Origin of the sequence: Mycolicibacterium fluoranthenivorans (assembly GCF_011758805.1) — a bacterium.
Lineage (GTDB): Bacteria > Actinomycetota > Actinomycetes > Mycobacteriales > Mycobacteriaceae > Mycobacterium > Mycobacterium fluoranthenivorans.
Genome location: NZ_JAANOW010000001.1, coordinates 2,716,534 through 2,741,553 on the forward strand (window position 1 = coordinate 2,716,534; position 25,020 = coordinate 2,741,553).

Annotated in this window: 29 protein-coding genes and 1 pseudogene; 17 read left to right on the plus strand and 13 right to left on the minus strand. The window is 65.4% G+C overall.

What is annotated here, in order from left to right; all coding sequences use genetic code 11:
* Nucleotides 1–42 precede the first annotated feature (42 nt).
* Genes hemE through FHU31_RS13145 form a run of 4 tightly spaced genes read left to right on the plus strand, consistent with a single transcriptional unit; the run spans nt 43 to nt 5,505 of the window.
* On the plus strand, nt 43–1,092 hold the full coding sequence (hemE, locus tag FHU31_RS13130; protein ID WP_167158874.1) for a uroporphyrinogen decarboxylase: 1,050 nt from the start codon (nt 43–45) through the stop codon (nt 1,090–1,092).
* Entirely contained in the window at nt 1,089–2,444 is a 1,356-nt protein-coding gene (locus FHU31_RS13135) for a protoporphyrinogen oxidase (RefSeq protein WP_167158876.1), read from the plus strand. The genes hemE and FHU31_RS13135 overlap by 4 nt, the downstream gene beginning before the upstream one ends.
* Nucleotides 2,445–2,448: 4 nt before the next feature.
* Nucleotides 2,449–3,141, plus strand: a complete 693-nt coding sequence (gene hemQ / locus FHU31_RS13140) for a hydrogen peroxide-dependent heme synthase (protein WP_090356433.1) — start codon at nt 2,449–2,451, stop codon at nt 3,139–3,141.
* Nucleotides 3,142–3,195: 54 nt separating this feature from the next.
* Nucleotides 3,196–5,505, plus strand: coding sequence for a putative bifunctional diguanylate cyclase/phosphodiesterase (locus tag FHU31_RS13145; RefSeq protein ID WP_167158878.1), 2,310 nt, complete (start codon nt 3,196–3,198; stop codon nt 5,503–5,505).
* On the opposite strand, the gene msrB is transcribed toward FHU31_RS13145, so the two are convergent.
* Genes msrB through FHU31_RS13165 form a run of 4 tightly spaced genes read right to left on the minus strand, consistent with a single transcriptional unit; the run spans nt 5,462 to nt 9,550 of the window.
* Nucleotides 5,462–5,875, minus strand: coding sequence for a peptide-methionine (R)-S-oxide reductase MsrB (msrB, locus tag FHU31_RS13150; RefSeq protein ID WP_167158880.1), 414 nt, complete (start codon nt 5,873–5,875; stop codon nt 5,462–5,464). The two genes, FHU31_RS13145 and msrB, sit on opposite strands and share 44 nt — an antisense overlap.
* Nucleotides 5,872–7,158: an arabinofuranan 3-O-arabinosyltransferase gene (gene aftC / locus FHU31_RS13155; RefSeq protein ID WP_167158882.1), complete on the minus strand. Its 1,287-nt coding sequence runs from the start codon at nt 7,156–7,158 to the stop codon at nt 5,872–5,874. The genes msrB and aftC overlap by 4 nt, the downstream gene beginning before the upstream one ends.
* A gap of 20 nt (nt 7,159–7,178) precedes the next feature.
* Complete coding sequence (locus FHU31_RS13160) at nt 7,179–8,741, minus strand: alpha/beta hydrolase (protein ID WP_167158884.1); 1,563 nt, start codon at nt 8,739–8,741, stop codon at nt 7,179–7,181.
* Nucleotides 8,742–8,761: 20 nt separating this feature from the next.
* Nucleotides 8,762–9,550: a pyrimidine reductase family protein gene (locus FHU31_RS13165; RefSeq protein WP_167158886.1), complete on the minus strand. Its 789-nt coding sequence runs from the start codon at nt 9,548–9,550 to the stop codon at nt 8,762–8,764.
* A gap of 35 nt (nt 9,551–9,585) precedes the next feature.
* On the opposite strand from FHU31_RS13165, the gene zapE reads away from it, so the two are divergent.
* Complete coding sequence (gene zapE, locus FHU31_RS13170; protein ID WP_167158888.1) at nt 9,586–10,623, plus strand: cell division protein ZapE; 1,038 nt, start codon at nt 9,586–9,588, stop codon at nt 10,621–10,623.
* Nucleotides 10,624–10,655: 32 nt separating this feature from the next.
* Here zapE and FHU31_RS13175 read toward each other — a convergent pair whose 3' ends face one another.
* From FHU31_RS13175 to FHU31_RS13195, 5 genes are read right to left on the minus strand one after another with little or no spacing between them, the layout of a single operon-like run.
* Nucleotides 10,656–11,180, minus strand: coding sequence for a GNAT family N-acetyltransferase (locus FHU31_RS13175; RefSeq protein WP_167158890.1), 525 nt, complete (start codon nt 11,178–11,180; stop codon nt 10,656–10,658).
* A gap of 5 nt (nt 11,181–11,185) precedes the next feature.
* Nucleotides 11,186–11,740, minus strand: coding sequence for a hypothetical protein (locus FHU31_RS13180; RefSeq protein WP_409371241.1), 555 nt, complete (start codon nt 11,738–11,740; stop codon nt 11,186–11,188).
* A gap of 31 nt (nt 11,741–11,771) precedes the next feature.
* Complete coding sequence (locus tag FHU31_RS13185; RefSeq protein WP_167158892.1) at nt 11,772–12,197, minus strand: PPOX class F420-dependent oxidoreductase; 426 nt, start codon at nt 12,195–12,197, stop codon at nt 11,772–11,774.
* An 8-nt stretch (nt 12,198–12,205) separates the two neighbouring features.
* On the minus strand, nt 12,206–12,925 hold the full coding sequence (locus FHU31_RS13190) for a Clp protease N-terminal domain-containing protein (protein ID WP_167158894.1): 720 nt from the start codon (nt 12,923–12,925) through the stop codon (nt 12,206–12,208).
* Between the two features lie 31 nt (nt 12,926–12,956).
* Entirely contained in the window at nt 12,957–13,445 is a 489-nt protein-coding gene (locus FHU31_RS13195; protein WP_167158896.1) for an SRPBCC family protein, read from the minus strand.
* A 49-nt stretch (nt 13,446–13,494) separates the two neighbouring features.
* Between FHU31_RS13195 and FHU31_RS13200 the strand changes: the two genes are divergently transcribed.
* The gene (locus tag FHU31_RS13200; protein ID WP_167158898.1) at nt 13,495–13,680 is read left to right on the plus strand and encodes a hypothetical protein; all 186 of its coding nucleotides are present in this window, start codon (nt 13,495–13,497) and stop codon (nt 13,678–13,680) included.
* On the opposite strand, the gene FHU31_RS13205 is transcribed toward FHU31_RS13200, so the two are convergent.
* Nucleotides 13,677–14,156, minus strand: coding sequence for a UCP032817 domain-containing protein (locus tag FHU31_RS13205; RefSeq protein ID WP_167158900.1), 480 nt, complete (start codon nt 14,154–14,156; stop codon nt 13,677–13,679). The two genes, FHU31_RS13200 and FHU31_RS13205, sit on opposite strands and share 4 nt — an antisense overlap.
* 109 nt (nt 14,157–14,265) lie before the next feature.
* Between FHU31_RS13205 and FHU31_RS13210 the strand changes: the two genes are divergently transcribed.
* On the plus strand, nt 14,266–14,538 hold the full coding sequence (locus FHU31_RS13210; protein WP_167158902.1) for a hypothetical protein: 273 nt from the start codon (nt 14,266–14,268) through the stop codon (nt 14,536–14,538).
* Between the two features lie 32 nt (nt 14,539–14,570).
* Here the strand turns inward: FHU31_RS13210 and FHU31_RS13215 are convergent, their stop codons facing one another.
* The 3 genes and pseudogenes from FHU31_RS13215 to FHU31_RS32180 form a co-directional block, all read right to left on the minus strand.
* Nucleotides 14,571–14,870, minus strand: a complete 300-nt coding sequence (locus FHU31_RS13215; RefSeq protein ID WP_167158904.1) for a hypothetical protein — start codon at nt 14,868–14,870, stop codon at nt 14,571–14,573.
* Nucleotides 14,871–15,465: 595 nt separating this feature from the next.
* Nucleotides 15,466–15,627, minus strand: a complete 162-nt coding sequence (locus FHU31_RS31525; RefSeq protein ID WP_234901192.1) for a hypothetical protein — start codon at nt 15,625–15,627, stop codon at nt 15,466–15,468.
* A gap of 117 nt (nt 15,628–15,744) precedes the next feature.
* Nucleotides 15,745–15,798 (minus strand): annotated as a pseudogene (locus tag FHU31_RS32180) (DUF2510 domain-containing protein); the annotation flags it as partial.
* A gap of 368 nt (nt 15,799–16,166) precedes the next feature.
* Between FHU31_RS32180 and FHU31_RS13225 the strand changes: the two are divergent.
* From FHU31_RS13225 to FHU31_RS13270, 10 genes are all read left to right on the plus strand, one after another.
* Nucleotides 16,167–17,396: a tyrosine-type recombinase/integrase gene (locus FHU31_RS13225; protein WP_167158906.1), complete on the plus strand. Its 1,230-nt coding sequence runs from the start codon at nt 16,167–16,169 to the stop codon at nt 17,394–17,396.
* A 348-nt stretch (nt 17,397–17,744) separates the two neighbouring features.
* On the plus strand, nt 17,745–17,936 hold the full coding sequence (locus FHU31_RS13230) for a helix-turn-helix domain-containing protein (RefSeq protein ID WP_167158908.1): 192 nt from the start codon (nt 17,745–17,747) through the stop codon (nt 17,934–17,936).
* A 12-nt stretch (nt 17,937–17,948) separates the two neighbouring features.
* Nucleotides 17,949–18,710, plus strand: a complete 762-nt coding sequence (locus FHU31_RS13235; RefSeq protein WP_167158909.1) for a hypothetical protein — start codon at nt 17,949–17,951, stop codon at nt 18,708–18,710.
* 100 nt (nt 18,711–18,810) lie between these two features.
* Nucleotides 18,811–18,987, plus strand: a complete 177-nt coding sequence (locus tag FHU31_RS13240; RefSeq protein WP_167158911.1) for a hypothetical protein — start codon at nt 18,811–18,813, stop codon at nt 18,985–18,987.
* The gene (locus tag FHU31_RS13245; protein ID WP_167158913.1) at nt 18,984–19,172 is read left to right on the plus strand and encodes a hypothetical protein; all 189 of its coding nucleotides are present in this window, start codon (nt 18,984–18,986) and stop codon (nt 19,170–19,172) included. The genes FHU31_RS13240 and FHU31_RS13245 overlap by 4 nt, the downstream gene beginning before the upstream one ends.
* Nucleotides 19,169–19,408 (plus strand): hypothetical protein, encoded by a 240-nt coding sequence (locus tag FHU31_RS13250; protein ID WP_167158915.1) that lies wholly within the window; start codon nt 19,169–19,171, stop codon nt 19,406–19,408. Before FHU31_RS13245 ends, FHU31_RS13250 begins: the two co-directional genes overlap by 4 nt.
* Nucleotides 19,409–19,611: 203 nt before the next feature.
* Nucleotides 19,612–19,941, plus strand: a complete 330-nt coding sequence (locus FHU31_RS13255; RefSeq protein ID WP_167158916.1) for a hypothetical protein — start codon at nt 19,612–19,614, stop codon at nt 19,939–19,941.
* Nucleotides 19,942–20,264: 323 nt separating this feature from the next.
* Nucleotides 20,265–20,534: a hypothetical protein gene (locus FHU31_RS13260; protein ID WP_167158918.1), complete on the plus strand. Its 270-nt coding sequence runs from the start codon at nt 20,265–20,267 to the stop codon at nt 20,532–20,534.
* The gene (locus FHU31_RS13265) at nt 20,527–20,943 is read left to right on the plus strand and encodes a hypothetical protein (protein WP_167158920.1); all 417 of its coding nucleotides are present in this window, start codon (nt 20,527–20,529) and stop codon (nt 20,941–20,943) included. Before FHU31_RS13260 ends, FHU31_RS13265 begins: the two co-directional genes overlap by 8 nt.
* 292 nt (nt 20,944–21,235) lie before the next feature.
* Nucleotides 21,236–24,559, plus strand: a complete 3,324-nt coding sequence (locus tag FHU31_RS13270; protein ID WP_167158922.1) for a phage tail tape measure protein — start codon at nt 21,236–21,238, stop codon at nt 24,557–24,559.
* The last annotated feature ends 461 nt before the right edge of the window (nt 24,560–25,020 follow it).

Sequence of the window (25,020 nt, forward strand, 5' to 3'; positions counted from 1 at the left end):
GCCAGAGTCCGGCGCAGACCCCCGCGGCTAACATGGGGGCCGATGAATACCCGCCGTGACCTGCCCGAGTCTCCCTTTCTCGCCGCTGCCGCCGGACGTACGCCCTCGCGTATACCCGTGTGGTTCATGCGTCAGGCGGGTCGTTCGCTGCCCGAGTACCGGGAGTTGCGCGCCCACCACAAGATGCTCGATGCGTGTTTCGACCCGGAGTTGGTTGCCGAGATCACCCTGCAGCCGGTGCGACGCCACGGTGTCGACGCGGCCATCCTGTTCTCCGACATCGTGGTGCCACTGCGGGCCGCCGGTGTCGGGCTGGACATCGTGCCCGATGTCGGTCCGGTCATCGACCACCCGATACGCACCCGCGCCGACGTCGACGCCTTGAAACCCCTTGAGCCGCACCAGGTCGCGCCCGTCTCCGACGCGGTCAAGCTGTTGGTGTCCGCCCTGGGCGAGGTGCCGCTGATCGGTTTCGCGGGCGCCCCGTTCACCCTGGCGTCTTATCTGGTGGAGGGCGGGCCCAGCCGCAACCACGAGAAGACGAAGGCCATGATGCTCGGCGACCCGGACACCTGGCATGCGCTGATGACGGCGCTCACCGACCTGACCATCGCCTTCCTGACCGCGCAGCTCGCTGCCGGCGTGGACGCCATCCAGGTGTTCGACTCCTGGGCGGGCACCTTGTCGCTGGCTGATTACCGGGCCTCGGTGCTGCCGCACAGCTCACGGGTGTTCGACGCGCTCAAGGGCGAAGGCGTGCCGATGACGCACTTCGGGGTGGGAACGGCCGAACTGCTCGGCGCCATGGGTGAGGCCGGGGCCACCGTGGTCGGCGTGGACTGGCGGACCTCGCTGGCCGACGCCGCGACGCGGGTGCGACCGGGCACCGTCCTGCAGGGCAACCTGGATCCGGTCGTGCTGCTGGCCGGCTGGCCGGTGGTGGAACGTGCGGCACGCGCCGTCGTGGCCGACGGTCGACGCGCTCAGGAGGCCGGCGCGGGCGGGCATATCTTCAATCTCGGTCACGGCGTGCTGCCGGCCACCGATCCCGGGGTGGTGACCGATCTGGTGGAGCTGGTGCATTCATTGTGAAATCGGCGTACTGCGTTGTCGGCGGCGGCATTTCGGGCTTGACCGCCGCGTATCGGCTGCGCGTTGCCGCCGGGCCGGAAGCGTCGATCACCCTGTTCGACCCGGCCGACCGCCTCGGCGGGGTGTTGCGCACCGAACAGGTCGGCGGTGTGCCGGTGGACCTGGGTGCCGAGGCGTTCATCGCGCGGCGGCCCGAGGTGCCCGCGCTGCTCGACGAGCTCGGCCTGGCCGGCAGGCAGGTCGCCAGCACCGGGGCGCGGCCGCTGCTGTTCACCCAGGGCCGGTTGCACCCGGTGCCCACCGGAACCTTGCAGGGCATCCCGGCGCAGGCCGCGTCGGTGGCGGGTCTGGTCGACGAGGCGACGGTGGCGCGTATCGAGGCCGAACCCGGGCGCCCGCTGCGCTGGCGCACCGGCGCGGATCCGTCCGTCGCCGAGCTGATCGGGGACCGCTTCGGCGAGCAGGTGGTGACGCGTTCGGTGGAGCCGCTGCTCACCGGGGTGTACGCCGGCTCGGCCCAGACCATCGGGATCCGCTCGGCGGTTCCCACCCTGGCCGCCGCACTGGATCGGGGCGCCCGCAACCTCAGCGACGCGGTACGCGACGCCTTGCCGCCGCCGCGGGACGGCGCGTTGTTCGGCGCTATCGCGGGCGGCTACGGATTACTGGTCGACGAACTGGCCCGGCGGGCCGGTGTGCGCTGGGTACAGGTCGGCGTCGATCGAGTGATGCGGTCGGCGCGCGGCTGGGATCTGGTGGACGACGAAGGCGGCCACTGGAGTGCGGACGCGGTGGTGCTTGCGGTGCCGGCGCCGCGGCTGAGCAGACTGATCGAGCACGTCGCGCCGCGCAGCGCCGCGGCGGCACGGCGGGTGACGGTGGCCTCGTCGGCTGTGGTCGCCCTGGCCCTGCCCGGCGGCACCCCGCTGCCCCAGCAGTCCGGTGTGCTGGTCGCAAGCGGAGAAGCCCTGCACACCAAGGCGATCACGCTCACCTCGCAGAAGTGGGGACGCCGCGGCAATGTCGAACTGGTGCGGCTGTCGTTCGGCCGCTACGGCGATCAACTGGCCCGCAGCGTGGGCGACGACCGGCTGCTGAGCTGGTCCCTGGAGGACCTGGACCGGCTCTTCGGGATCGTCGCCGACCCGGTTGACTGCCGGGTGCAGCGGTGGATCGACGCGATGCCGCAGTACGGTCCGGGACACGCCGATCTGGTGGCCGAAGTGCGGGCCGGGCTGCCGCCGACACTGGCGGTCGCGGGCGCCTACCTGGACGGTATCGGGGTGCCCGCATGTGTCGCGGCCGCCACCCGGGCGGCCGGGAAACTGGTGGGCCCCGGCGTGGCACGATAGCCCCATGGCCAAGCTCGATTACGACGCGCTCAACTCGATGACCCGATACATGATGATCTCGGTTTTCGCCGTGCAGCCTGACTCGCTGGACGCGGACCGGTCCGCGCTCATCGATGAGACCGCGACGTTCCTCAAACAGCAGGAGGAGCGGGGTGTCGTGGTGCGCGGGCTCTATGACGTCGCCGGCTTCCGCGCCGATGCCGATTTCATGATCTGGACTCATGCCGAGCGGGTCGAGGACCTGCAGACCACCTACCGGGACTTCCGGCGCACCACCCTGGGACAGGCCAGTGATCCGGTCTGGAGCGTGGTTGCGCTGCACCGCCCGGCCGAGTTCAACAAGAGCCACGTCCCGGCCTTCATCGCGGGCGAAGACCCGGGCGACTACGTCTGCGTCTACCCGTTCGTGCGGTCCCTGGAGTGGTACCTGCTGCCCGACGACGAGCGCCGCAAGATGCTCGTCGAGCACGGGATGGCGGGCCGGGAGTACCCGGATGTGCGGGCCAACACGGTGCCCGCGTTCGCGCTCGGCGACTACGAGTGGATCCTGGCCTTCGAAGGTCCGGATCTGGGGCGCATCGTCGAGCTGATGTGGAAGCTGCGCTACACCGACGCCCGTCGCCATGTCCGGGAGGAAACCCCGTTCTTCACCGGCCCCCGGGTGGCGGTCGAGGATCTGCTGGCCCGTCTTCCCTGATCCCACGCCAAACCTCGGGCGCTGGCGACGACAATTTTGCTAGCCTCACGTCCGATGCCACGGTTCGCATGGGTAGCGAGTGCGGCGACGGTCACCACCGCCGCGTGGTGTGCATGGCTGATGGCGGGCTGGGGCGGACCAGACGTGGTATCGGCTGCCGATGATCTCGGTTTCGTGGCGGTGTCCGGATTTGCGACGAGCTGCGCCGGTTACACCGCGAGGCGTGCTCTCGATCGGCAACGGCTGGCGTGGATTCTCATCACGATCGGGCTGTTCGGCTGGACCGTGGGGTCGGCCGTATGGGCCTACTACGAATGGTGGTTGGGGACCGCGCCGTTTCCGTCCATCGCCGACGCCGGCTATCTCATGTTTCCGGTCTTCGTCTGCGCCGGGCTGCTGGTCCTGCCCGTCGGTGCGTCGCGGTACACCTATACCCGCCTCGTGCTGGACGGCGTGATCGTCGCGGGCTCGCTGTTCGTCATCGCCTGGTTCGCCGTGGTGCGGCAGATGTTCGAGAACGGCGGGGCAACGACATTCGAAGTCGGGCTGTCGCTGGCCTATCCGCTCACCGATCTGGTGGTGGTGACGGTGGCACTGCTGGTACTTGCGCGCGCCCGGCCCGGCAACCGTGCCCCGCTGGTGCTGTTGACCGCCGGTGTCGTGCTGATGGCCCTGGCCGACTGCGGCTGGGCATATCTGACCTCCCACGACGACTACCGCACGATCAGCGTCGTCGATCTCGGCTGGGCGTTGGGGCTGCTGCTGATCGGGGTCGGCGCACTGCTGTCGTCGCACCTTCCGCGCTCCCATGTCGACGGAGCGAGCGCGCCGACAGCCGCCGCACTGTGGGTGCCGTATGTGCCGTTGGCCGTCGCCATGGTGATCGGCGTGGCCAATGTGGTGTGGGTACCGGAGCTGGCACCGGCGCTGGTGGCTTTCGTCCTGTTGGTGAGTGCCGTGGTGTTCCGTCAGGTCATCGTGGTGGGGGAGAACCGCCGGCTGCTGGCCAATGCCGAGGCGCAGGCCATGCACGACCCGCTGACCGGGCTGGCCAACCGGGCCCTGTTCCAGGACCGGTTGACTCATGCGTTACTGCTGCATCGTCGCGACAAGCAGCCGGTGGCGGTGCTGTCGCTCGACCTCGACGATTTCAAGCTCGTCAACGACGGCCTGGGTCATCCGACCGGCGATATCCTGCTGACCAGCGTCGCCGAACGCATCGTGGGTGCCGCACGCAGCAGCGATACGATCGCCCGACTGGGCGGTGACGAATTCGCCGTACTGCTCGAAGGTGATGCCGAGCAGTCCATCCAGGTCGCACAGCGCATTGCCGCCGGTTTCGGCGACCCGTTCGCCATCGAGGGCCACCACCTGCCACTTCGGCCCAGCGCAGGTCTGGCGATCGCGGCGCCCGAGGATCCGGAACTGTCCGCCGAGGCGTTGATGGAGCGTGCCGACGTGGCGATGTACTCGGCGAAGCGGGCCCGAGCGCGCGAGGTGCGGGTGTTCTCGGCGGAGATGCAGCGCTCGGAGGGGCGATTGGCGAGTCGGACCCCGGTGGGAGGTGCCGCGACCCTGCAGATGCTCGGCGAGTTGCGCTCGGCGATTGACAACGACGAACTCATCCTGATGTATCAGCCGAAGTTCGACCTGCGTGACGAATCCATCGTCGGTGTCGAGGCACTGCTGCGCTGGCCACATCCCTCGCGCGGGCTGCTCTCGCCGGACGAGTTTCTGGCGCTGGTCCGTGAGCACGGGTTGATACGTTCGGTGACCGAACTGGTGGTCACCCAAGCCCTGGATCAAGCGGCGCTGTGGCGCGATCGCGGGTTCACGGTGCCGATCGCGGTGAACCTGTTCGCTCCATCGCTGGCCGATCTGACCATGTCCGACCGCATCGTGCGGGCACTCGACGAGCGCGGCCTGGCATGCGAGACGCTGACGGTCGAGGTCACCGAGGATCTGTTGCTGGACAACGTCGACCGGACCCGCGCGGTAATCGAGACGCTGCGCGGGCACGGTGTGCGGGTGGCGCTCGATGACTTCGGTAGTGGGTATTCGACACTGGCCTACCTGCGCGATCTCCCGATCGACGAGATCAAACTTGATCGCGACTTCGTCAGCGCCGTACGCGGTGATCGACGGGCCGGAGTGATCGTGCGCACGGTCATCGCGCTGGCGCACGAACTGGGCATGACAACGGTCGCGGAGGGGATCGAGAACGCCGAAACCGTTGCGCTGCTTCGTGAATACGGCTGCCGCTATGTGCAGGGGTACTTCTACAGCGAGCCGCTTTCGGCCGCCGCGATGCTGGAACTACTCACGTCGGGTCGGACGGCACGAGACGCAGCGATACCGAGTTGATGCAGTACCGCTGATCGGTGGGGGTCGGGTAGCCCTCGCCCTCGAACACATGGCCCAGGTGGCTGTGGCAGTTGGCGCACAGCACCTCGACGCGCGTCATCCCCAAGATGTCGTCCCTGCGCAGGATCACCGCCTCGGAGTCTTTCGGGTCGAAGAAAGACGGCCAGCCGCAATGGGATTCGAATTTCTCCGTGCTGCGGAACAGCTCTGCTCCGCAGGCCCGGCACTCGTAGACGCCGGGGGTCTTGGTGTCGGTGTACTCACCGGTGAACGGCCGCTCCGTGCCGGCACGGCGGAGCACCGCGAACTCGGCCGCGCTGAGCTTCTCGCGCCACTCGTCATCGGTGAGCTGAATCTTCGGCTCGGTCATGACGCCACGCTAGCGCGCGGCCGGTCTTCCGTCATCCAGGGTGGATCGATACCGGAATCCAGCCGGCCGTCGGCCTTGGCGTCCAGGTAGCGGTAATACAGCACGCAGAACACCACCACCAGCAGCAGTGACCAGCCGTAGGTGATCTTCATGTACTCCAGGAACCGTCCGGTGGTCGGCCAACGCCACATCAACCACCGGTCCATCGTGAGGAACCCGTAGACCCCGAGCCAGGCCGGCCAGTTGCGCACCACCGAGTTCGGCAATACCACCGTCATCAGGAACGGGAACAACATCATCGAGTAGTAGCCCTGCGCCAGCGACAGCACCAGCCACGAGGTGATCAGCAGGACACCGGAGGAGGTCAGCATCCAGAACAGCGGATCGCGCACCCGGTAGTACCGGTACAGCAGCCACAAGCTGACCGCGGCCAGCACCAGCGCGACCACCCGCAACAACAGGATCAGCCACATCGGTAGGCCGTAGTAGATGCCGTTGCCCAGGATCGAGGAGTTGAAGTAGTCCCGGGTGGACAGGATGTACGGGACGGTGTTGCGGAGGAAACCCATCGGGTCGGCGGACAGGGGCCAGGCCACCGCGTTGAACACCAGCGGCACCGCGAACGCCGTCACCAGGGCACGCCACTGCCGGTTGAGCAGCGGCAGCAACAACAGCACGGCCAATAGGGGCTTGAGTACCAGCGTCAGCCCGATGGCCGCGCCCGCCCACCACTGATGGCTCACCTTGCCGGACAGCAACCAGTAGAAGAACAGCACCTCGGCCAGCAGCAGGCAGCCGTTGATATTGGTGAAGACCAAGGTGTTGGTCACCGATTCGGTGCAGTACACCGCCAGCAGCAGGGCCGGGAATGCCACCGAGGTCAGCGAGAATTTGAACAGCCGTACCAGAATGCCGCAGGCGATGATGATCGCGATCGAGTTGAACGCGACAAACCAGAAGCGCGACGCGAACTCCGGCAGGAACCCGAACGGGGCCAACAGCAGGGTGCCGCCCGGGGGGTACAGGTAGTGCGGATCGACGTAGTTGAAGTGCTCGTTGTAGATGTCCCAGTGCCGCCGGAAATTCGAGACCGCACGGTACACCGTCCCGAAGTCGTCGGTGATGTAGCCATTGGTGGTGAGCACGTAACTGCGGTGGATGATCGACATGATGGCGATCGGCCACAGCGCGGACCGGACCACATCGGCGGTGGTGGGAGCGGACGTGCGAGGTCGAAAGACGCTCAGGATGGTATCGGTTGGCGCCACCAGCGCACCGTACACCGGAGTGCGGCGGGCTCCGTTCAGGCGGGGCAGAACGTGTCGTTGCCCGGCAGCTTCCCAGTGTCCAGATAGCCCAGTACCGGCGCGAGGGCACACGGTGAGTAGATGCTGGCGCCATGGCCGATGCCCTGCCAGATCACCCGCTTGCTGGTGGCGCCGGCGTTGATCATGGTGGCGGCCACCGCGGCCACCCCCTCATTGCCGATGATCGGATCGTTCTGTACGCCGAGCAGCAACACCGGGATCTTGAGGTCCTTGGGATCCTTCGGTGCGGTGCCGCTCGGCCAGCTCAGGCAGTTGACCATGCGCAGCGCCCCGACAGCACCGAACTGCGGGTACAGCTTCGGCCAGGCGACGACGAGTTCGCGGACCCGGTCCGGAGTGGGCCGGTTGAGTGCGTCGCTGCAGCCGTTGACGAACTGACCATCGGTCTGGCGTGTGGCTTCGGCCTGGCTGATCAGAGTGTTCAGTGCAGCTGCGTCGCCCCCGCGGGCCGAGGCGAGTGCTCCCGCAAGCGCATTGGTGGCCGCGACGCGGTCCCCGCGCGGGAAGGCCAGTGCGGTGCTGATCGCGTCGGTGATGGCGGCGACGGAGGCGCCGCCGGGACCGTTGCCGGCTCGGGCGGAGGAGAGGATCGCGTCGATGGCGCCCTTCGGGTCCGGGCCGAGCGGGCAGTTCACGGCGGCGCATTGCGCGGCGAACGCATCCAATGCGGCCTGCTGCCCCTTCACCTTCTGCTCGGCGGTGGCTTCGGCGTTGATGGCCAGCGGCAGCGGCGAATCGAGGACCAGGCGGGACACCTTGTTCTGATGGGATCCGGCGTAGGCGAGCGCCACCTGCGCGCCGTTGCCGATGCCCAGCAGCGCGACGGTGTCGACATCCCAGGTGCTGCGCAGCCGCTCGATGTCCTCCGCGGCGTGCGCATTGTCGTAGGCGGAGTCGCCGGGGGCGATGGTGTCGGTGCAGCTGGTGGTGGCGGTCTGGGCGATCGCGCTCAGGTTGGCCACCGGGTCGTCGCCGGACTCGAACTGGGCCTGGTCGATCATCTCCTGGCGGTCGTAGGAGTCGCGGCAGTTGATGGCCGCCGACAGGCCGATACCGCGCCGGTCGATGGCGACGACGGGATGTGTCTTGAGCACATCGGCGCCGCTGCGGGTCAGCCAGACCGGCAGCTGGCTGGACGACGGCAGGTCGCTACCGGTGGTCATCACCAGCGGGCCGGCGTCGGCGGGGGTGTCGGCCGTGGTGGCCCGGACCACGCCGATGGCGATGCTGCCGTTGGCGCCGCTGATCGGGTCCAGATCGGCGTCGAAGGTGGCGCAGTCCAGTTTGATCCCGGGCACCGGGGCGGTCGACGCGGCGGTGAACGTCTGAGCCGTGCAATCCCGCCACTGCAGAGCTTGATCGTTCTTGGGTGCAGCGATCGGTGGCGGGCCGGCGACCGTGCTGGTGGTCGCGGGCTGGCCCTGCGGGCCGGCACCGGCGTCGGTGGCATAGCGCGGGTTTGCGGCCAGCAACGGGGCACACGATGTCAGCAGCAACACCGCAGCCGAGATACTCGCGGCCCGAACCAGATGACGCATGCCGACCACAGTAGCGATGGTCACTGCGGGTGCTCGTGCGCCGCACGGCTGTAGCGCGTGTAGAGGTAGCCCTCCGAATCGGTGAGCACATGCCGGCGCTGCATCCGGTGCAGCGCCTCGGTCGGGCTGTCGGTGACCCGTTTGGCTTTACCGCCGACGACGAACGGCGCGATGGTCAGACACAGCTCGTCGAGCAGGTCGGCGGCGATGAAGGTGCCCAGCAGGCTGGGACCACCCTCGGTGAGCACCCGGGTCAACCCGAGCCCGGCCAGGGTGGCGACCATGGCGTGTGGGTCCACCTCATCGGGGTCGGCGGCCGAACAGTCGTGCACCGCGGCCAGCCCGGACAGCCGGGTTCGGGCGTCGATGGCGGCATTGTGGGAGGTCAGCACGAGCGGTGGGATCTCGGTGTGGCTGAACACGAGCAGGTCGTGGTTCAGCTGCGCCGACCGGGTGACGATCGCGATGGGGGGCACCTCGGCCTGGCCACGGTCTTGGCGAGCGGCACGTTCACCGGCGCCCAGCTGTGCGCCCGAATAGTTCTCGGTACGGACGGTCCCGGCACCGACCACCACGACATCGGCGAGTTCGCGCATCAGTCCGAACAGTGCCCGGTCCCCGGCACCGCCGAGCCCACCCGAGCGGCCACCGGTGGTGGCCGCGCCGTCCAGGCTGGTGACGAAGTTGGCCCGAACCCAGCAGGCGGTCAGGGCGTCGGGATAGGCGTACTGCCTGGCCAGCCCGCCGTCGGTGGCGCCGTCTGCGGGTTGCAGTGTTGTGAGTTCCGTCCCAGCAGCGGCATCCGACATGGGGATCATTGCAGCACGTCGATAGGGTGCACGACATGCAAAGCGGCGCGGGCGTCGAAGCTCTGGTGGATCGGCATCCCAAGGTCACACCGGAACAGCTGGTCGCACGGTTGGTACCGCCGCCGACGTTCGCCGATGTCAGTTTCGACACCTACCGTCCAGATCCGGCCGAGCCGTCGCAGGCCGCGGCCGTGGTCAAGTGCCGCACATTCACCGAGCAGGCGCTGGACCGGCGCGCGGGCAAGAAGAAGCTGTTCGGCAAACGGGAGGTGCTGCCCGGAGTCGGGGTCTACCTCGACGGTGGGTTCGGTGTCGGCAAGACGCACCTGCTGGCCTCCACCTATTACGCGCTGTCGAACGCCGAGGTGGCGCCGACGGCGTTCGCGACCTTCGGCGAGCTGACCCAGTTGGCCGGGGTGTTCGGTTTCACCGAGTGCATCGATCTGCTCGCCGAGTACGTGGTGGTGTGTATCGACGAGTTCGAACTCGACGACCCGGGCAACACCACGCTGATCTCCCGGTTGCTCTCGGCTCTGGTGGAGCGCGGGGTGTCGATCGCGGCCACCTCCAACACGTTGCCCGAGCAACTCGGTGAGGGCCGGTTCGCCGCGCAGGATTTCCTGCGCGAGATCAACACGCTGGCCTCGATCTTCACCACCGTGCGGGTCGAGGGCCCGGACTACCGGCACCGTGGGCTGCCGCCCGCTCCGGAACCGCTGTCCGACGAGGATGTGCGCGCTCGGGCGGTCGGGGTGTCGGGGGCGACGCTGGACGATTTCGACGCGCTGTGTGCCCATCTGGCGACCATGCACCCGTCGCGGTATCACGCGTTGATCGACGGGGTCGACGAGGTGTTCATCACCGGGGTGCACCCGATCACCGATCAGAGTGTGGCGCTGCGGTTGGTGGCGCTGACCGACCGGCTCTACGACGCGGGCGTGCCGATTCTGGCCTCGGGCACCAAGCTGGACACCATCTTCAGCGAGGAGATGCTGGCCGGTGGGTTCCGCAAGAAGTACCTGCGTGCCACGTCGCGCCTGTTGGCGCTGACCGCGGCCGCCCAGGTTTCGTAGCGGAGGGCAGGAGCGCAGCGACCCGGGAATCGTTACAGCGGTCGCACCATCACGTAGTCGTTCTCGACGTGTCCGCCCAGCCGGAACGTCTTGGTGCCGCTGACGGTGAATCCCGACTTGGCGTAGAAGCGTTGGGCCCGTTGGTTTTCCTGGTTGACGCCCAGCCACACGCACGCCGCCCCGAGCGCCGCGCTGTGGTCCAGCACCTCGACCATCAGCGCCGCGGAGACCCCGGCGCCGTGCACGTCGGGCAGGGCGTACATCTTGGACAGTTCCACCGCCGGCCGCAGCGTGACTGCGCCGGCCACCGCGGGATCGTCGGGCACGCCCCGAATCAGCATGGCGTAGCCCAGGATTCGGGTGTCATCGCGCGCGATCAGCACCACCCGGGCCGGGTCGTCGAGATACTTCGCGAAGTTCTGCACCGCGAGGTTGTCCGCGACGAAGGCCGCGACATTGTCGGGGGACACCGCGGGTGGGCAGGCCAGCGGGAAGGTGGTCGCGGCAACCTCGGCCAGTTCGGGCAGATCCGCAGGGGTGGCTGACTCGACGCGCATGCGCCTTACGGTAGCGGGGTGCCGGGCTGCCAGATGTTCCACTGCGCCAGGTGGGTTCCCGTCTGCGGGTTGAGCATCACCACATTGGTTACCAGGCCGCGGTACACATCCCAGTAGATCGCGCCGTTGACGGTCGACCCCGGAGCAGCGTTGAGTAGCGCGGTCTCCAGTGAGTCCGGCGCGTCGGTGTGCTTGGCGGCGTAGGCGTCGGCGTAGGGGGTGACACCGCTGAACGTGGTCGCGATCGCCAGCTTGTACGGGTTGGGCGCCGAGAGGACGTGCACGGTGATCGGTGCCTTCCACGGTCCGCCGGTGGCCCGCCAGCGCGGCGAGCCGTTCCAGGTCCAGCCCGGCGGCACGTCCGTGGGAACGACATCGTGCACGGTGACGTCGGCGGCGAAATCGTCGAACTGCACGTGCAGGGTGTCACCCAGATTGCCGATCGGGGTGATCGGAGCGGCGGCCGGCGGTGCGGCCGGGGCCGCAGGAGCCAGCCCCACGGCCATCACCGCCGTCAAACCAGCAAGCACTACCGACATCATCCGAAGCATGTCTGGCATCTTGGCACATGGTTTGCCGCGCGTCGGAGCTTTACTCCACCCAGGGGCCGTGGCCGCCGATCGAGTCGATGCGGATCCGGGTCAGGAAACCTTCGGGGGAGTTGGGCGGGGGGAAGTGTTCGTCGGAGCCCAGCAGTGCGATGGCCAGGTCCTTGAGCAGTTCCGGCGCCCCGCCCTCGACGATCCGCGCGCTTCCGCTCACGGACAGGTACTCGCGCTGCTGCCCGGGTTTGGGCGAGGCCAGGATGGTGACCGCGACGTTCGGCTCCCGGCGCACGTTACGCACCTTCTTGTAGCTGTCGGACAGGTGCGCGGCCACCAGTTCGTCACCGTCGGGAGTGGACTGAACGGCCACCCAGACCACCGATACCTGCGGACTGCCGTCGGGGTTGATGGTGACGAGCGTGGCGTCGGCGCCCGCTCCGATCAGGGCACGTGCCGCGTCGTTGAGTGTCATGGCATCTTCTACTCCGTGGTGGCCTGATTCATTCCCGGTAGTGCGGAAAGCAACGCGACCACATCGGTCTCGGCGCGGACCTTGTCGATGCCGGCGCTGTGCAGGGGACCGGTGCCGTCTTCGGATTCCAGCACTGCCAGCAGCAGGTGCTCGGTCCCGATGTAGTTGTGGCCCAGCCGAAGTGCCTCGCGGAAGGTCAGTTCCAGGACTTTCTTAGCGGGACCGCTGAACGGGACCAGATCGAGTTTCTCGCCGGTGTCGGGTGGCAACTGCACCGCATCGCGGATCGTGGCGGCGTCGATGCCCTGGGCTTTGACGGCGGCGACACCCAGCGATCCCTCATCGGCGAGCAGCCCGAGGATGAGGTGCTCGGGGGTGATCTCGGTGTTGCCGGCGTCGCGGGCGGCATCCTGGGCGGCGACGACGGCGGCGCGGGCCCGCGGGGTGAATCGGGCGAAGCCCTCATTGGGGTCGATGGTGTCGCCCTTGGGGACGAAGCGCTTCTGTGCGGCCTGTTTGGTGACGCCCATTCGGGCGCCGATGTCGGTCCAGGAGGCGCCGGACCGGCGGGCCTGATCGACGAAGTGGCCGATGAGGTGATCAGCCACTTCGCCGAGATGTTCGGCGGCCAGCATGGCGTCGGCGAGTTGATCGAGTGCGTCGCCGTGGACCGACTTGATGGCGCGGATGAGGGTGTCGAGGCTGACGGATGAGGTGGTGTCGCTCATGCGTCAACCGTAGGTTGACTCCCGTGGATCGTCAACTGACGGTTGACGATTTCGGGTAGCCGCGTCGGACGGCGCGTTCCAGGATGCCCAGGGTGGCGCGCAGCGCGCTCTCCGAGATCACCGGAAAGATGCCGGCCTCACGCCATTTCGGGTCGATCTGTGACCAGTCGTAGAACGACGTGACGACCGTGCCGTCGGCGCCGGGCTCCAGGCGGTAGCCGTACACATGGCCGATCTGCGGTTTGAGCTGGCCCAGAATGGTCCAGGCGATCAGTCGGTCCTGCTCGAACTCGGTGATGCGGACGGTGACGTCGTAGCGGCCCAAGGGGAAATCGTTGAGTGACTCGCGATCCATGTGCACCGTGAAGCTGTCGTCGACCGCCGTGACCCGCTCGCCGTCGGCGTCCTGCAGCATCCCGGACGAGTCGATCGCCACGTGACCCTGCGGATCGGTTAGCACCGCGAAGATCGCGGCAGCGGGCTCGGCGATGGTGCGACTCACTTCGATGCGTTCTGTCATGGCTGCAGTCTGGCACCCGGCCCGCTCTTTTCGGGCCTACTGTGGAGGCGTGCGTTATCTGGTGATCGGTATCGGCGTGGTGCTGGCGTTCTTCGGAACGGTGTGGGCCCTGCAGGGCTTCGGCGCGTTGCAGGGCAGTCCGATGAGCAACACGACCACGTGGTCGATCATTGGTCCCATCACGGCTCTGATCGGGGTGGGCATCGCGGTCTACGCGTTCCGATTGCGTCGTTAGCGTCTGGCCAGCGCGCTCTCGATTTCGCGCACCCGGGTGGCGTCCACGCCCCACGGGTGCGCTACACCGACGCGGCGATCAAGGTCCCACAGCACGCATTGCTCGCCCGGTTCGGCGACCAGCGACCACGCAATGACGGTGCGGCGCAGTTGTTCTGACATCGAGTCGCCGCCGGCGGGTCCGTCCCCGTCCGGGTGATGGTGCAGGAAGCGGCCATAGGCCCGGTCGCAGAACGTCGCGTAGCGGGCGGTGCAGAGGATGAGCCCGTGCCAGGCTTCGTCGACCGCGTGTGACGGCATACCGATCACCTGGCCGTCGCGCAGCGCGGCGCCACAACACCTGAGCCATTGCCGCAGTCCGGTCTCGACCAGTTCCCGCGGCTGCCACGGACACGTTTTGAACACGGCGTCGGGCAGGGACAACTCGGCCACTGCCGCACTGGTGTGCCCGAGGTGAGGTGGGCGCCGCTTCCGCACGGTCTCACGATAGTGCTCACACCGTGTGCCGGGCCGTCGTGAAGAAATGGTGACACCGTGGTGAATCGATTGCTGCGTCTGGGCAATATCGGGCTGAGACTGTGCACAAATGCTGAACACCGCCGCGCATGCCCTGCAGCCGGTTGCCGCCCACCGCGGTGACGTGCGCCAGGCCGAGTATTACGTGGATTTGCTCGATGAGTTGCGGGCGGCGGTCACCGAGGATCTCGCGCATCAGCGGGCCTCGCTGGCCAAACGAGAACTCAACGGCGTCGAGTTCGGCGTGAGCCGGCTCCAGCGGGCCATCAAGATGAAGGAGGCCGAGCTGGCGACGCTCAATCGGCTGGCCGACGCGATCGGTTCGAGGTTTCCGATGGTCTAGAGACCGTCGGAGTTCATTCGTTCGCTTCGAGATCAGGCGATGGCGCGGTCGTCGGTGCGTGCATGTCGCACGGTCCAGCCGGCTGAACGCAGGCGGTGGCTCAGGCGTTTCGATTCTCGCCGCACATCGCCTGCGTGGCCCAGGCTGGTGGGTTGGACGCTGATGGTGAACGGCCAGTACTCGAGGGCGTCGAAATGCGCCACCGCAAAGACTGTCCGGTGCTCGAGCCACAGGCTCGCAATGTGGCCCAACGGGCGCGGTTGGCCGGGGGCGAGGGCAGACACCAGCGCAGCCAGCGACGCGGGGCCGCTCACCTCGAGGAGATCTGTCATGGGCTCATCTTCCCGCGAACAAGCATGCGGCCTCAACCGGTTTTCGTTCTGCGATGCGCGCAGCCGTGCTGGAACCTTGGTCGGGTGCTCAGGAATGGACCTGCCCGGGCATGTAAGTGGGCTTCTCCGGGGGTTTGACATGTCTACTTTGCGTCGGGTGCGGAGTGGTGGTCGACGGGGTGGTCGTCGCTGGCTCCTGGGAGGTCGGTGTCCACGGAGCCTCTGATGTCCAGGGCTCTTCGATTGCCGACGGTTCGGTCGTCGTCGGTGCCACCGTGGTGGCGGGTTCAACGGTGGTCACGGGTGCTTCGGTAGTCGATGGCGAGAGTGTGGTGGATGTCGGCTCCGTTGTTTTCGGAACGTACGGCGGGGTGCTGGGTGAGTGGAGGAGGACCAGCGCCACACCTCCCGCGACGACCGCGGCCGCTGCCGCGACCATCAGCCCACGAGCAGATACATGCCATTTCAGCCAGTGACTCACGTTCCGAAGCACGGGCCTGAACTCTACTTCGTCGCCGTGTTAATTGACTGGGTAGACGATTGCGACTCGGCCACCGTTTTTGGGCTTCAGTGGCCACCCGTATGAGCGGTCGATCTATCTGCGCAGCGTGCGAATGAGGGCGACCACCAGGCCGGCAATCATGACCGCCCCGCTTGCCAGCCAGAGGAGAAACGCGGCGAATCCGACTATCTCGCGAACGGGGTCTTCGCGATCAAAGAAGAACTGCATGACCAAGAACGAGAGCACTCCGACCACGGCGCTCGCTGCCGCCAGGAGCAGGAATCCCCGGGCGCCCCGTCGGGGGAGATGGGCCTGCGAGGGTGGCCGAGGGCTCATCGCCGGTGGGCCAGGGGCCGGGACTGGTTCCTCACTAGTCCCATCCCAATAGCGTTGACCAACAGTGCCTGTCGGGTCTGGGTACCAACCAGGCGTAGGTGGCTATGTGCCCACATGTGCTGAGGCTACGGGATCGGATGGTTTGTGCGGAGTGGCAGCTGAGGCCTCACCGCGGTTGGATCCCGTGATCCAACCGCCGGATCGGTATCGTGAAAACTTGCCCGGTCTTAGCTCACAGGCTTGACTTAGTGGGTCTAGAGACAGTGTCTGACATGCGGAGACACGTGGTGCGCGATACTGGGATTGAAGATGTATCAGACCGGTGATCCGAGTAACCATCTGAACTGCATCAACAGGCATCTGACCAGTTGATACGTCAGACAGTATCACGTGACAGCAATGACCACTAGAGGCACAGTCAGACATGCTAGTTGTATGAAAGTTGTATGGTTTGATTCATGCAACATCGCAAGTTTGGCCGCATCAGAAAGTGCCAGCCGAGCGGTCGCTACCAGGCCGCATACACCGCGCCGGATGGTCGCCTCTACAAAGCCGAACGTACCTTCGCAGCGCGCGAGGACGCCGAGGGCTGGTTGACCGACCGTCGCCGCGAGATTGACCGCGAGCTGTGGAGCCCACCCGCGACGACCGAACAGAAAAAGACCGCCAAGCAAAAGAGCGTGAAGTTCGGCGACTACGCGGAGAAGTGGCTAGAGACTCGCACGGTGAAGGGTAGACCGCTGCGACGCCGGTCGCGCGAGGGGTACGAGGACCTGTTAGGGGCTCACGTCTACCCGACGTTCAAGAACAAAGCTGTCCGCGACATCACCATGGAGTCCGTAGACCGCTGGTATGCGAAGCTCGCGCCGAATGCGCCCACGACGCGCGCCCGGACATACAGCTTGTTCAAATCCATCATGGAGACTGCGCGTAAGCGTGACCGGTTGATCGAGGTCAACCCGTGCGAGATCGTCGGTGGCGGCAGTACTGAGCGTAAGAGCAAGACTCGGCCGGCCACGTACGCAGAGATCGACACCATTGTCTCTGAGATGCCCGAACACCTGTCAGCCATGGTTGTGTTGGCGACGTGGTGCGCGATGAGGGACGGCGAATTGATCGAGTTGCGACGCAGCGACATCAACATCTTTGACCGGGTGGAGCGTGGCGAGGACGGCAGCGAGACGAAAGTCCGCGAGGGGGTTATCCACATACGTCGAGGGGCGACCCGGGTGAAAGGTGGCTGGGAAATTGGGCCGCCGAAGAGTGAGGCGGGCATCCGTGATGTGACGATCCCGCCGCACGTGCTGCCCGCGATTGAAGCGCACCTTGCGTCAGAGTACGTTGGCGCCGCGAAGGATTCGTTGTTGTTCCCTCCGCAGCGGGGCGAAACTGATGTGGATGGCAACCCGGTGCGGCTGCAACCGTCGACCCTGTATCGGCATTACTACAAGGCTCGGTCGGCCGCCAAGCGGCCTGATCTGCGGTTCCATGATCTGCGGCACACAGGGGCGACCTTGTACGCGCAGACGGGAGCGACTCTCGCAGAGTTGATGGACCGCGTCGGGCATTCGACACCGGCCGCCGCGATGCGTTATCAGCACGCCGCACAGGGGAGGGATGCGAAGCTGGCGGCCGCAATGTCGCAGCTTGTGCACATTCCCGACCGACCGGGGCGAGAGGCGAGATAGGTCTCATAAGGACATCTCGAACCTCGGTAAGTTTTCCTAAGAACATCCTGTGCGTATCGGATCGGTCTTTATGGTTCTCTCAGTTTTGAGTGATGAGGATTTGCAACACTTTTCGAGTCAGTAGCGGGACGTAACCGGCCGCCAACGGAGTCCCGATCTGCGGCTATCGCCCTATGAGTGCCACAATCGGCGCGGTGCACGGTGATGCGCTGTGTCATCACTTGGCCTCTTCTAGCGCGGATCGCTTCGCGCGCAATGCAACTCGTGGGCTCCGGCACTGCGAAAACCCCGTGGTCCAATGGAATCGCACGGCGGGACATGCCGCCTCAAGTCCACTAGGAGCAACCCATGGCAGTAAAAGTTATCGGTCGGGATCTGATCACGATTCGCCAAGCGGCCGAACAGCTGCAGACCTCGGAACGTACGATCCGCCGCTATCTGTCCGCCGGCCTGATCACGGGTGTTCGCTTGGGGCCACGCCTTATTCGCATTCATGCGGACTCCGTTGGGAAGCTAACCCAACCGGTCGGCGCCCGCTGAGCGGCGCGCCCAGTGCATAAGAAACCCGCCGAGATTGACCGCACCCCCCACAACATCGATGCAGTTTTAGCCCCGCAGCTCGAGCCTGACCCGTGGGACGACGGCGGCGAGCGGAGCGAGGACACCGGGACCGCCGGAAAACTCACGTGGGGACCTGGCGCCGATGGGCACTTCGCCACGGCGCACGCGGCCGGCGCAGCGCTACGTGAGCAACGTCGACAGAGGCGGGGCCTATCCTCTCCTACGGTCGAAGGGGATAGGAAGCCGTGGTTCGATCCCACCGGCGAGTTCGACTTCGACTCCACCGTAGAGGCGATCCGCAACGGCCGGACGGTCGATTATTGGGACCTTCTGGCCGTTGTGAAAATCGTGACTAATGGACCAGTTAAACGCCGGGTTGTCGATTTCGATGAATGGCGGGAGATACCGGGATATCCAGGTTACGTCATGCATTCCATTTCGCGCGAGGTGTGGCGCCCACCACGCGAAGTTACATTGCCGAACGGCAATGTGCGTCAGTATCAGGGCAAGAAAGTGACCGCGCACAATGGCAGCTATTCTTTGACGGTCAACGGCGTGACTTCATCGCGTGGCATAGATGTGCTGTATCGCGAGACATTCCCAGAATGCGGGAAGAAGAAGCGGAAGAGGACGGCCGGCGAGTGGGACGACACGGTCAACTTGCGGACCGGCAAAACTCGGCTTGAGGGTACCGAGGGTGTGCCCGAGTGGCTGGACGGTGGTGCGTCGCACGCGGTGACCCGGCCGCAATAATCGCTGCTCAGCCTTTTCCCTTGGTCGCCGCCATAGGTAGGGGAACCAAATCATTCGGGCTTTTGGCAGGCCCTGTATCCGTAAGAAACGGAGTTGACTAATGCTGTGCAAAAACGGCTTGCACTACCTCCGCGTATGTGCGGATTATATGGCCGGCGAATGCCGCCAATGCTGGACCGACAGGCAGGAACGCTATCGCGTGCGCCGTGCCGCTGCTCAATCGCTCTATCGCGACATCGAAGGTCGCGCCACCACATTTAAGGAAAACAGCAAATGACCATTAGGATTGTTCCACGATCATTCAATACTCGTATTGGGCGCCGGGGCGGCAAAGCCGTAATTCTTGGCATCACCGATATCGAAGGCGTGGAGTATTTCATCCCTATCGTGCCCGAGATCGCCGACGAGGTCGGCCGGCAACTACTGGGCGGCGCCCTGGCGCTGAACGGCTCATTGCGATGACCCCCGACGAAATTCAGGCCGAATGGATTCACACCCTGCAAGGGCTAGCCATTCAAGCCGCAGCCGACTATCACGCCGGCATTGTCGACTTCGCGATTTTTCAGGAGATTCTGGCCAGCCTATATCTGGCGGTCGACGACAATATCGACCCGACGGCAGAGCAGATAGCCGAGAAGATCAGCGAAATGAATACCGCGAGCGCATTTATCTCGGCCGGCCGGGCGGGGCGCGAGTAATCCGATGGGGAACACACCAACGCCGATTCATTTGTCACGTCGCGCGAACGGCGGCGTGCAGATAGTGCAGGGTCGAAGCTACGTCATGCTTTCAAAGAATGAGCTAGACGACTTGATCACCGACCTTATTCACTTGCATGGATTGCCCAAGCGGGCAGAGAAGATGACCGTCGTTGCAGAGCACACGTAAGCGACCTAGCGAGATGAGCCGGACAGATCCGGCCGGTATCCACTTTCACTCGTTCTGGTCGACTCGGGCGCACAGTCCCGCGCTGCCCCTGTGGATGCGAATAGTCGCGCTGGCCTACAGCAGTCACGGCAAGAGTGGCCACGCACCGTTCTACCTGTGCGGTGATTCGACGCTCCCCGAGATCTTGCACAAGTCCAAGAAGCACATTCAGAAAGAGATCGCACGGGCCATTGAATTGGGGTTCTTGGCCGAGGGTTCGAACATCAACTGCCTGGTGCTGCCGGATGAGATCTGCGGCGGCGCCGAGGGCCACGCTTTCGGCGAGTGCAAGCTACACCGGTGACACTGAATCAGTGTCACCCCGAAGGGCGCGACCTGCGGAAACGCTAGATTCTGACACTGATTCAGTGTCAAATGACACTGATTTAGTGTCGCGCATAGCCCTTGACCTGCGGCGATGACGCTCGCTATAAGACTCTCTTTCAGTCCAATTTCGTTTAACGGCGTCTCGATACAGACACGCGCCTACGGCGCGGGGCTATGTGCGGGGCTGGGATTCCCTCCGGGGTTCGTGGGCTCCGCCTGCGCACGGGGCTTGGTTTCAAGCGCGGGCCATAGAGGTTGACGGCATCGCGGTGCATGACTCGCTGTGCCTGTCCTGCCCCAATGGCCCGCCAGCGGCGCAGCCGCTATACGTGCGGCACCGATTCGAAGACTCGTTTTACTAGTTACTTACAGGGGGACAAAACCTTGCCCGAAGTTCAAATCATGGCAACCACGCTCATTCTCGACAATCAGTTTGTCAGGCTGGCAGACGACGGCACCGGCGTAGTCGGTCACATCGATATCGATGGACAGCGGCACATCGTGCACGTCACCGTGACCCCGACAGGCCCGCGCACGGTGACGCCGGCTCAGTACTGCGCGCGTGACTGACCTACTCGATTGGGCGCCACCCGATGGCGTGGAGGTGCTGCGCGTCTGGCTGGCGCCGCTGGCAGAGTGCCGCACTGAGCGGCCTGCCGGCGCGGTGCTGCCATTCATCATGGTTCGGCGTACCGGCGGCGGTGATGACGGCCTGACCGACACCGGCCGCTATCAGGTCAGTGTGTTCGATGAAACCGAAGTCAAGGCAATGGCGTTCAGCGCGACTGTGCATCGCCGGGTGCGCCTTCTTGCCGGCCGGTTCGCCGGCCCACAGGCAGTCGCACTCCCCGGCGGCGATGTGCACGCCGACGACCTCCGAACGATCGAGAGCTTCCGGCCCGAACCGTATGGCGCAGAGCCAACCGTCTACCGCGTGCGCGCGGTCTATGAAGCACACCTGCGGCTTTCGGCCGCCTAGAAACTTTGGCGGGTTTTTCTAGGAATCTAGGCGGCCTTAGGAACCTCCTAGATGCCGACGTTTCTCCCCCGCCAAGCCCCCGCCGCGTCGACCCAAGGGGAGTCGACAGCAGCCGTCGAGTTGCCACTAATCCGTTTGTTCGGGAGTCGGTTGCAGCGGCGGGGGCACCCCAAACTCTCCAGGCCCGGAATCCCGGCGGCCTAACCCATCACACCCGATGCGCCCGTACGTCGCCACAGCGCGCCGCTAGAGGGCGGCAATCGGCATGCACAAATGAAGGGGGGCAACCCCATTGGCTAAAACACCCGTTGTTGGCGTCGCCATCAAAGCGAAGGTAGACGAGCGCGCTTTACAGCAGTCCCAGGGCCAAGTTGTCGCGTCTACGGCGAAGGTGGCGAACGCTGCCGCCGCGAATTTTCAGCAAGAGTTTCATAAGCGCGCCGGCCTCGACCCGTCGCGACTAGTCAACCCGGCCCAGTTCGGCGCTCAAGGCCAGCGGGCAGGCAAAGCGATGGGCGACAGCGCGGCCGACGCCATCAAGCGGGGCGACTTTCAAGGCGCGGCTCGCGCCGGCGCGCGCTCATTCTCCGTGGAGTTCGAGAAGGCGGCGCGACCTAGGGTCGATATCGACACTCGCCAGACGCGGCAGTCCGGCCGCTCGGCGGGAGACGAGTTCGCCGACGGCTTTAGCGGCGCCGGCGGTCTAATGCGCCTAGCGGGCAAGGGCGGGCCGATCGCCGGGGCACTCATCGCGGCGGTCGGTGTCGCGGTGAAAACGATCAAACCCATGATCGAAGATGCGATGAAGGTTGAGGCGTCCATCGCGCAGGACCAGTCCAGGCTCGGCGCTGGCAACGCCCAGATGCGCCAGATTCGTAACGCCGCAACGAATGCGTGGGGCAAGAACTCCGGTTCGTCGATCGAAGGCAACGTCTCGACCGCGGTTACTGCGGTGCAAGCCGGCTTGGCGCCGGACCAAGACACGATCACCTCGCTCAACACGGTGAGCACGATTCTCGGTGTCGAGATCCCCGAGGCCGCCCGATCCGCAGGGCAGTTGATCCGAAACGGTTTGGCGAACAACGCAAAAGATGCGTTCGACATCATCGTGTCCGGTCAGCGGGAAGGCCTGAACGTTTCGGGCGACTGGCTGGACACGCTCAATGAGTATTCAACGCAGTTCAGGAAATTGGGTCTCAGCGGTGCTGATTCTATCGGCCTGCTCAAGCAGGGCCTGGAAGGTGGCGCGCGCGACACCGACAAGGTTGCCGACGCGCTGAAAGAGTTTTCAATCCGCGCGGTCGACGGCTCCAAGCAAACGACTCAAGCGTTTGAAGCATTGGGATTCAACGCCACCGACACGGCCGACGTTCTGGCGAAGGGTGGCGGTGTCGCCCGCGATGCCTTCGCCCAAGTGCTGGACCGCATCCGCGGAATTCAAGATCCGTTGGTACAGGCCAAGATTGCCGTGGCGCTTATGGGCACCCAGGCCGAAGACCTCGGCGACGCCTTCAAAAAGATCAACCTGCACAACGCAGCAGATTCAATCAAGGAAGTGCAGGGCGCCACCCAGAACGCCGCCGACACCGCGTTGAAGACCAGCCAGAATGAGTGGGCCACGGCCGGCCGCAACATCGAATCGATGTGGGCAAAGGTCAAACAGTCCATGAATTTCGCGGACTGGTTCAGCGGCATCCCGAAGGCATTCAACGACCTGTTTGCGGACGCTCCGAAGCTGACCCCGGGCGTACCCGGTGTGCCCGTCACAGGGCCACGTCTCCAAGGCCCCGGCATTCCGGGCTCGATCACATTGCCGATCAACGGGGCACCGGGCGTCGCCAGCGGCAACCCGCTAGACATCATCACGGGCGGTGTCACCGGTACCAACTTTTACAAGAGCTGGTACGGCCAGGCGGCGCCGCAGGCCCCGCCAACTCAGATCACACCGAATGCACTTACCGACCCGTCACTAGCGGACAGCGGCGGCAGCGGCGGTGACAAGAAGCTGCAACTGCCCACACTCCCGTACGCCCAGGGTGCGCCGCAAGATTTTCTTGCACAGCAGGGTATTCCGATCACGTCATCCACGTTCAGCGCTGCCCAATCCGCGCTGGAAGCAAAGCAGCGCGTGGAACAGTTGACCTCGGATGTCAACACGCTGGAGAAGGCGAACACCGAGGACCAGGGCGACCTGGTCTCGAAGCGCAACGATCTCTTGAAGGCGCAGCAAGACCAGACGAAGGCGTTCATGTCCCTGCAAGATTCGGCCAAATCAGCGACCGAATCGTTTGCGAAGACTATGGGCGACGCCACCGACGGACTCGCTGATATCGGCGCAAAGCTCGATTCCGATCTGGGTTTCTCCAAGGGCCTTCCGGGGCTGGCGGACAACTTGGTCCGGTTCCTGGCCAACCTGGCGACCGCACCGATACAGGGCGTGCTCGCGGCTATCGCCAATCCACGTGGCGCCGGCACTCCGCAGCAGAGCTATGCGAACTACGCGGTACAGAATCAGGCCGCGCCGTACTCGCCTGGCGCCGCGAAGGCCGGCGAATCCAATAGGGATTTCGCGCACCGGGTGATGCAGCCGTTCTTTGAGCAGCAGGGCCTCACGGTCGGCGATCACGCCGCAGACAAGTTCGGCGAGCACCAGAACGGCGCGCTCGACATCATGGTGGACAGCATCGCCCAAGGCAACAAAGTCCTACAGCAGGTGTTGGCGGACCCGAATGTCTACGGCGCGATCTTCAACAATCAGGCGTACGGATACGGGCAAGGCCCCGGTGCACGTCCATACAGCGGCGGCAATACCGGCGATCCGACGCAAGATCACCTGAACCACGTCCACGCCTGGTACAAGCCAGGTGGGTCGAACAACATCACCCCTGGCGCGGCCGGTCTCCCGTCGGGGACGATTCCGACTGCAACACCCGCACCTGCTAGTACGTGGTGGTCGCCGCAGACAAGCGCGCCGGCCGACCCACCCGCGCCGGGTACTGCATTGCCGGCCCCGGGCACCTTCCCGGGTGGTGGCTCAATGTTGCCGGGTGCTGGCATGCCGCAGGCGTTTGGCCAGGGTGGAACCACCCCGTCCTACGCTCCGACCACACCGTCAGAACAGGCGCAGCCGTCTTGGCAACCCAACGGTGGTGGGCTCGGCATCGGTGGTGGACTGCTCGGCATGGCGATGCAGGCCGGTAGCGCTGCCGCTGGTGTCATGGCGCCAGGTGTCGGCCAGGCCGGCGCGATGGCCGCTCAGATGGGCCTTGAAGCGATCAATAAAACAATCGCGTTCGGTGGCAAGGCTGCCGCGATCGGCGTTCAGGGATTGATGGACGCGTTCGCGGTATCCGACCCCGACGGCGGCGGCAATGGTGGCCAGAGTTCATGGCTGACAAGGATTGTCGGCGGTCTGGCCAGCGTTCGGCCGGCCGGCGCTCCGAACGCCGCCGGTAAGTCCGACGAGCAGTCGAAGGCCGACCCGAACGCGCCGCAGCAGCAAGGGCAGCTAGGCCAGGGCGTGAACATCACGAACAACCTGCACCTACTCCCGAACCGCCAGACCGGCCAGGCGTTGACCAACGAACTCAACACCCTGCAGGCGCAAGCGCAGTAGACGACTAGCCGAAGGGAATTGAAGCAAACATTGAGTGATCACAATTGGACAGCCGAGGCGATCCGGGAGGACTCCGAACGTGACCTGTTCTTCACCGTCTGTGCCTGTGCTGATTACCTCCGTGGCCTGATCGATCGGGAGACCTTCGAAGAGGTCACCGGGCCTATGGCTGACCGGGCCGCGTTCCGTCGAATCATGAAGCAACTCATCTGAGCACCCGGCAGGCGCAAGCCCAGTAATCGACTGGCAGAAGGGCCGGCACTCCAGTTTTGCGAGTGCCGGCCCTTCTGCTGTGCCCGAAAGGATCTGACTCATGGCCCAGAAGCCTTGCCTGGAAACAGGTTGCCGCGCTTTCGCAAAACCTGGCCGGCCCCGCTGCGGGCCACACGACAAGCAATGGCGCGGCAAGCGCTGGGAACACCCTGCCTTCAAGGCATGGGGAGACCCGAGCGGCACATGCT

Coding starts and splice junctions, on each gene's coding strand:
- FHU31_RS13145 (WP_167158878.1), top strand. CDS start 3,196: ATGCCACGGTTCGCATGGGTAGCGAGTGCGGCGACGGTCACCACCGCC.
- FHU31_RS13240 (WP_167158911.1), top strand. CDS start 18,811: ATGCTGTGCAAAAACGGCTTGCACTACCTCCGCGTATGTGCGGATTAT.
- FHU31_RS13180 (WP_409371241.1), bottom strand. CDS start 11,740: ATGCCAGACATGCTTCGGATGATGTCGGTAGTGCTTGCTGGTTTGACG.
- hemE (WP_167158874.1), top strand. CDS start 43: ATGAATACCCGCCGTGACCTGCCCGAGTCTCCCTTTCTCGCCGCTGCC.
- FHU31_RS13260 (WP_167158918.1), top strand. CDS start 20,265: ATGGCCCGCCAGCGGCGCAGCCGCTATACGTGCGGCACCGATTCGAAG.
- FHU31_RS13175 (WP_167158890.1), bottom strand. CDS start 11,180: ATGCGCGTCGAGTCAGCCACCCCTGCGGATCTGCCCGAACTGGCCGAG.
- FHU31_RS13165 (WP_167158886.1), bottom strand. CDS start 9,550: ATGTCGGATGCCGCTGCTGGGACGGAACTCACAACACTGCAACCCGCA.
- msrB (WP_167158880.1), bottom strand. CDS start 5,875: ATGACCGAGCCGAAGATTCAGCTCACCGATGACGAGTGGCGCGAGAAG.
- FHU31_RS13195 (WP_167158896.1), bottom strand. CDS start 13,445: ATGACAGAACGCATCGAAGTGAGTCGCACCATCGCCGAGCCCGCTGCC.
- FHU31_RS13160 (WP_167158884.1), bottom strand. CDS start 8,741: ATGCGTCATCTGGTTCGGGCCGCGAGTATCTCGGCTGCGGTGTTGCTG.
- FHU31_RS13255 (WP_167158916.1), top strand. CDS start 19,612: ATGAGCCGGACAGATCCGGCCGGTATCCACTTTCACTCGTTCTGGTCG.
- FHU31_RS13185 (WP_167158892.1), bottom strand. CDS start 12,197: ATGACACTCAACGACGCGGCACGTGCCCTGATCGGAGCGGGCGCCGAC.
- zapE (WP_167158888.1), top strand. CDS start 9,586: ATGCAAAGCGGCGCGGGCGTCGAAGCTCTGGTGGATCGGCATCCCAAG.
- FHU31_RS13230 (WP_167158908.1), top strand. CDS start 17,745: ATGGCAGTAAAAGTTATCGGTCGGGATCTGATCACGATTCGCCAAGCG.
- FHU31_RS13190 (WP_167158894.1), bottom strand. CDS start 12,925: ATGAGCGACACCACCTCATCCGTCAGCCTCGACACCCTCATCCGCGCC.
- FHU31_RS13245 (WP_167158913.1), top strand. CDS start 18,984: ATGACCATTAGGATTGTTCCACGATCATTCAATACTCGTATTGGGCGC.
- hemQ (WP_090356433.1), top strand. CDS start 2,449: ATGGCCAAGCTCGATTACGACGCGCTCAACTCGATGACCCGATACATG.
- FHU31_RS13225 (WP_167158906.1), top strand. CDS start 16,167: ATGCAACATCGCAAGTTTGGCCGCATCAGAAAGTGCCAGCCGAGCGGT.
- FHU31_RS13215 (WP_167158904.1), bottom strand. CDS start 14,870: ATGACAGATCTCCTCGAGGTGAGCGGCCCCGCGTCGCTGGCTGCGCTG.
- FHU31_RS13250 (WP_167158915.1), top strand. CDS start 19,169: ATGACCCCCGACGAAATTCAGGCCGAATGGATTCACACCCTGCAAGGG.
- FHU31_RS13210 (WP_167158902.1), top strand. CDS start 14,266: ATGCTGAACACCGCCGCGCATGCCCTGCAGCCGGTTGCCGCCCACCGC.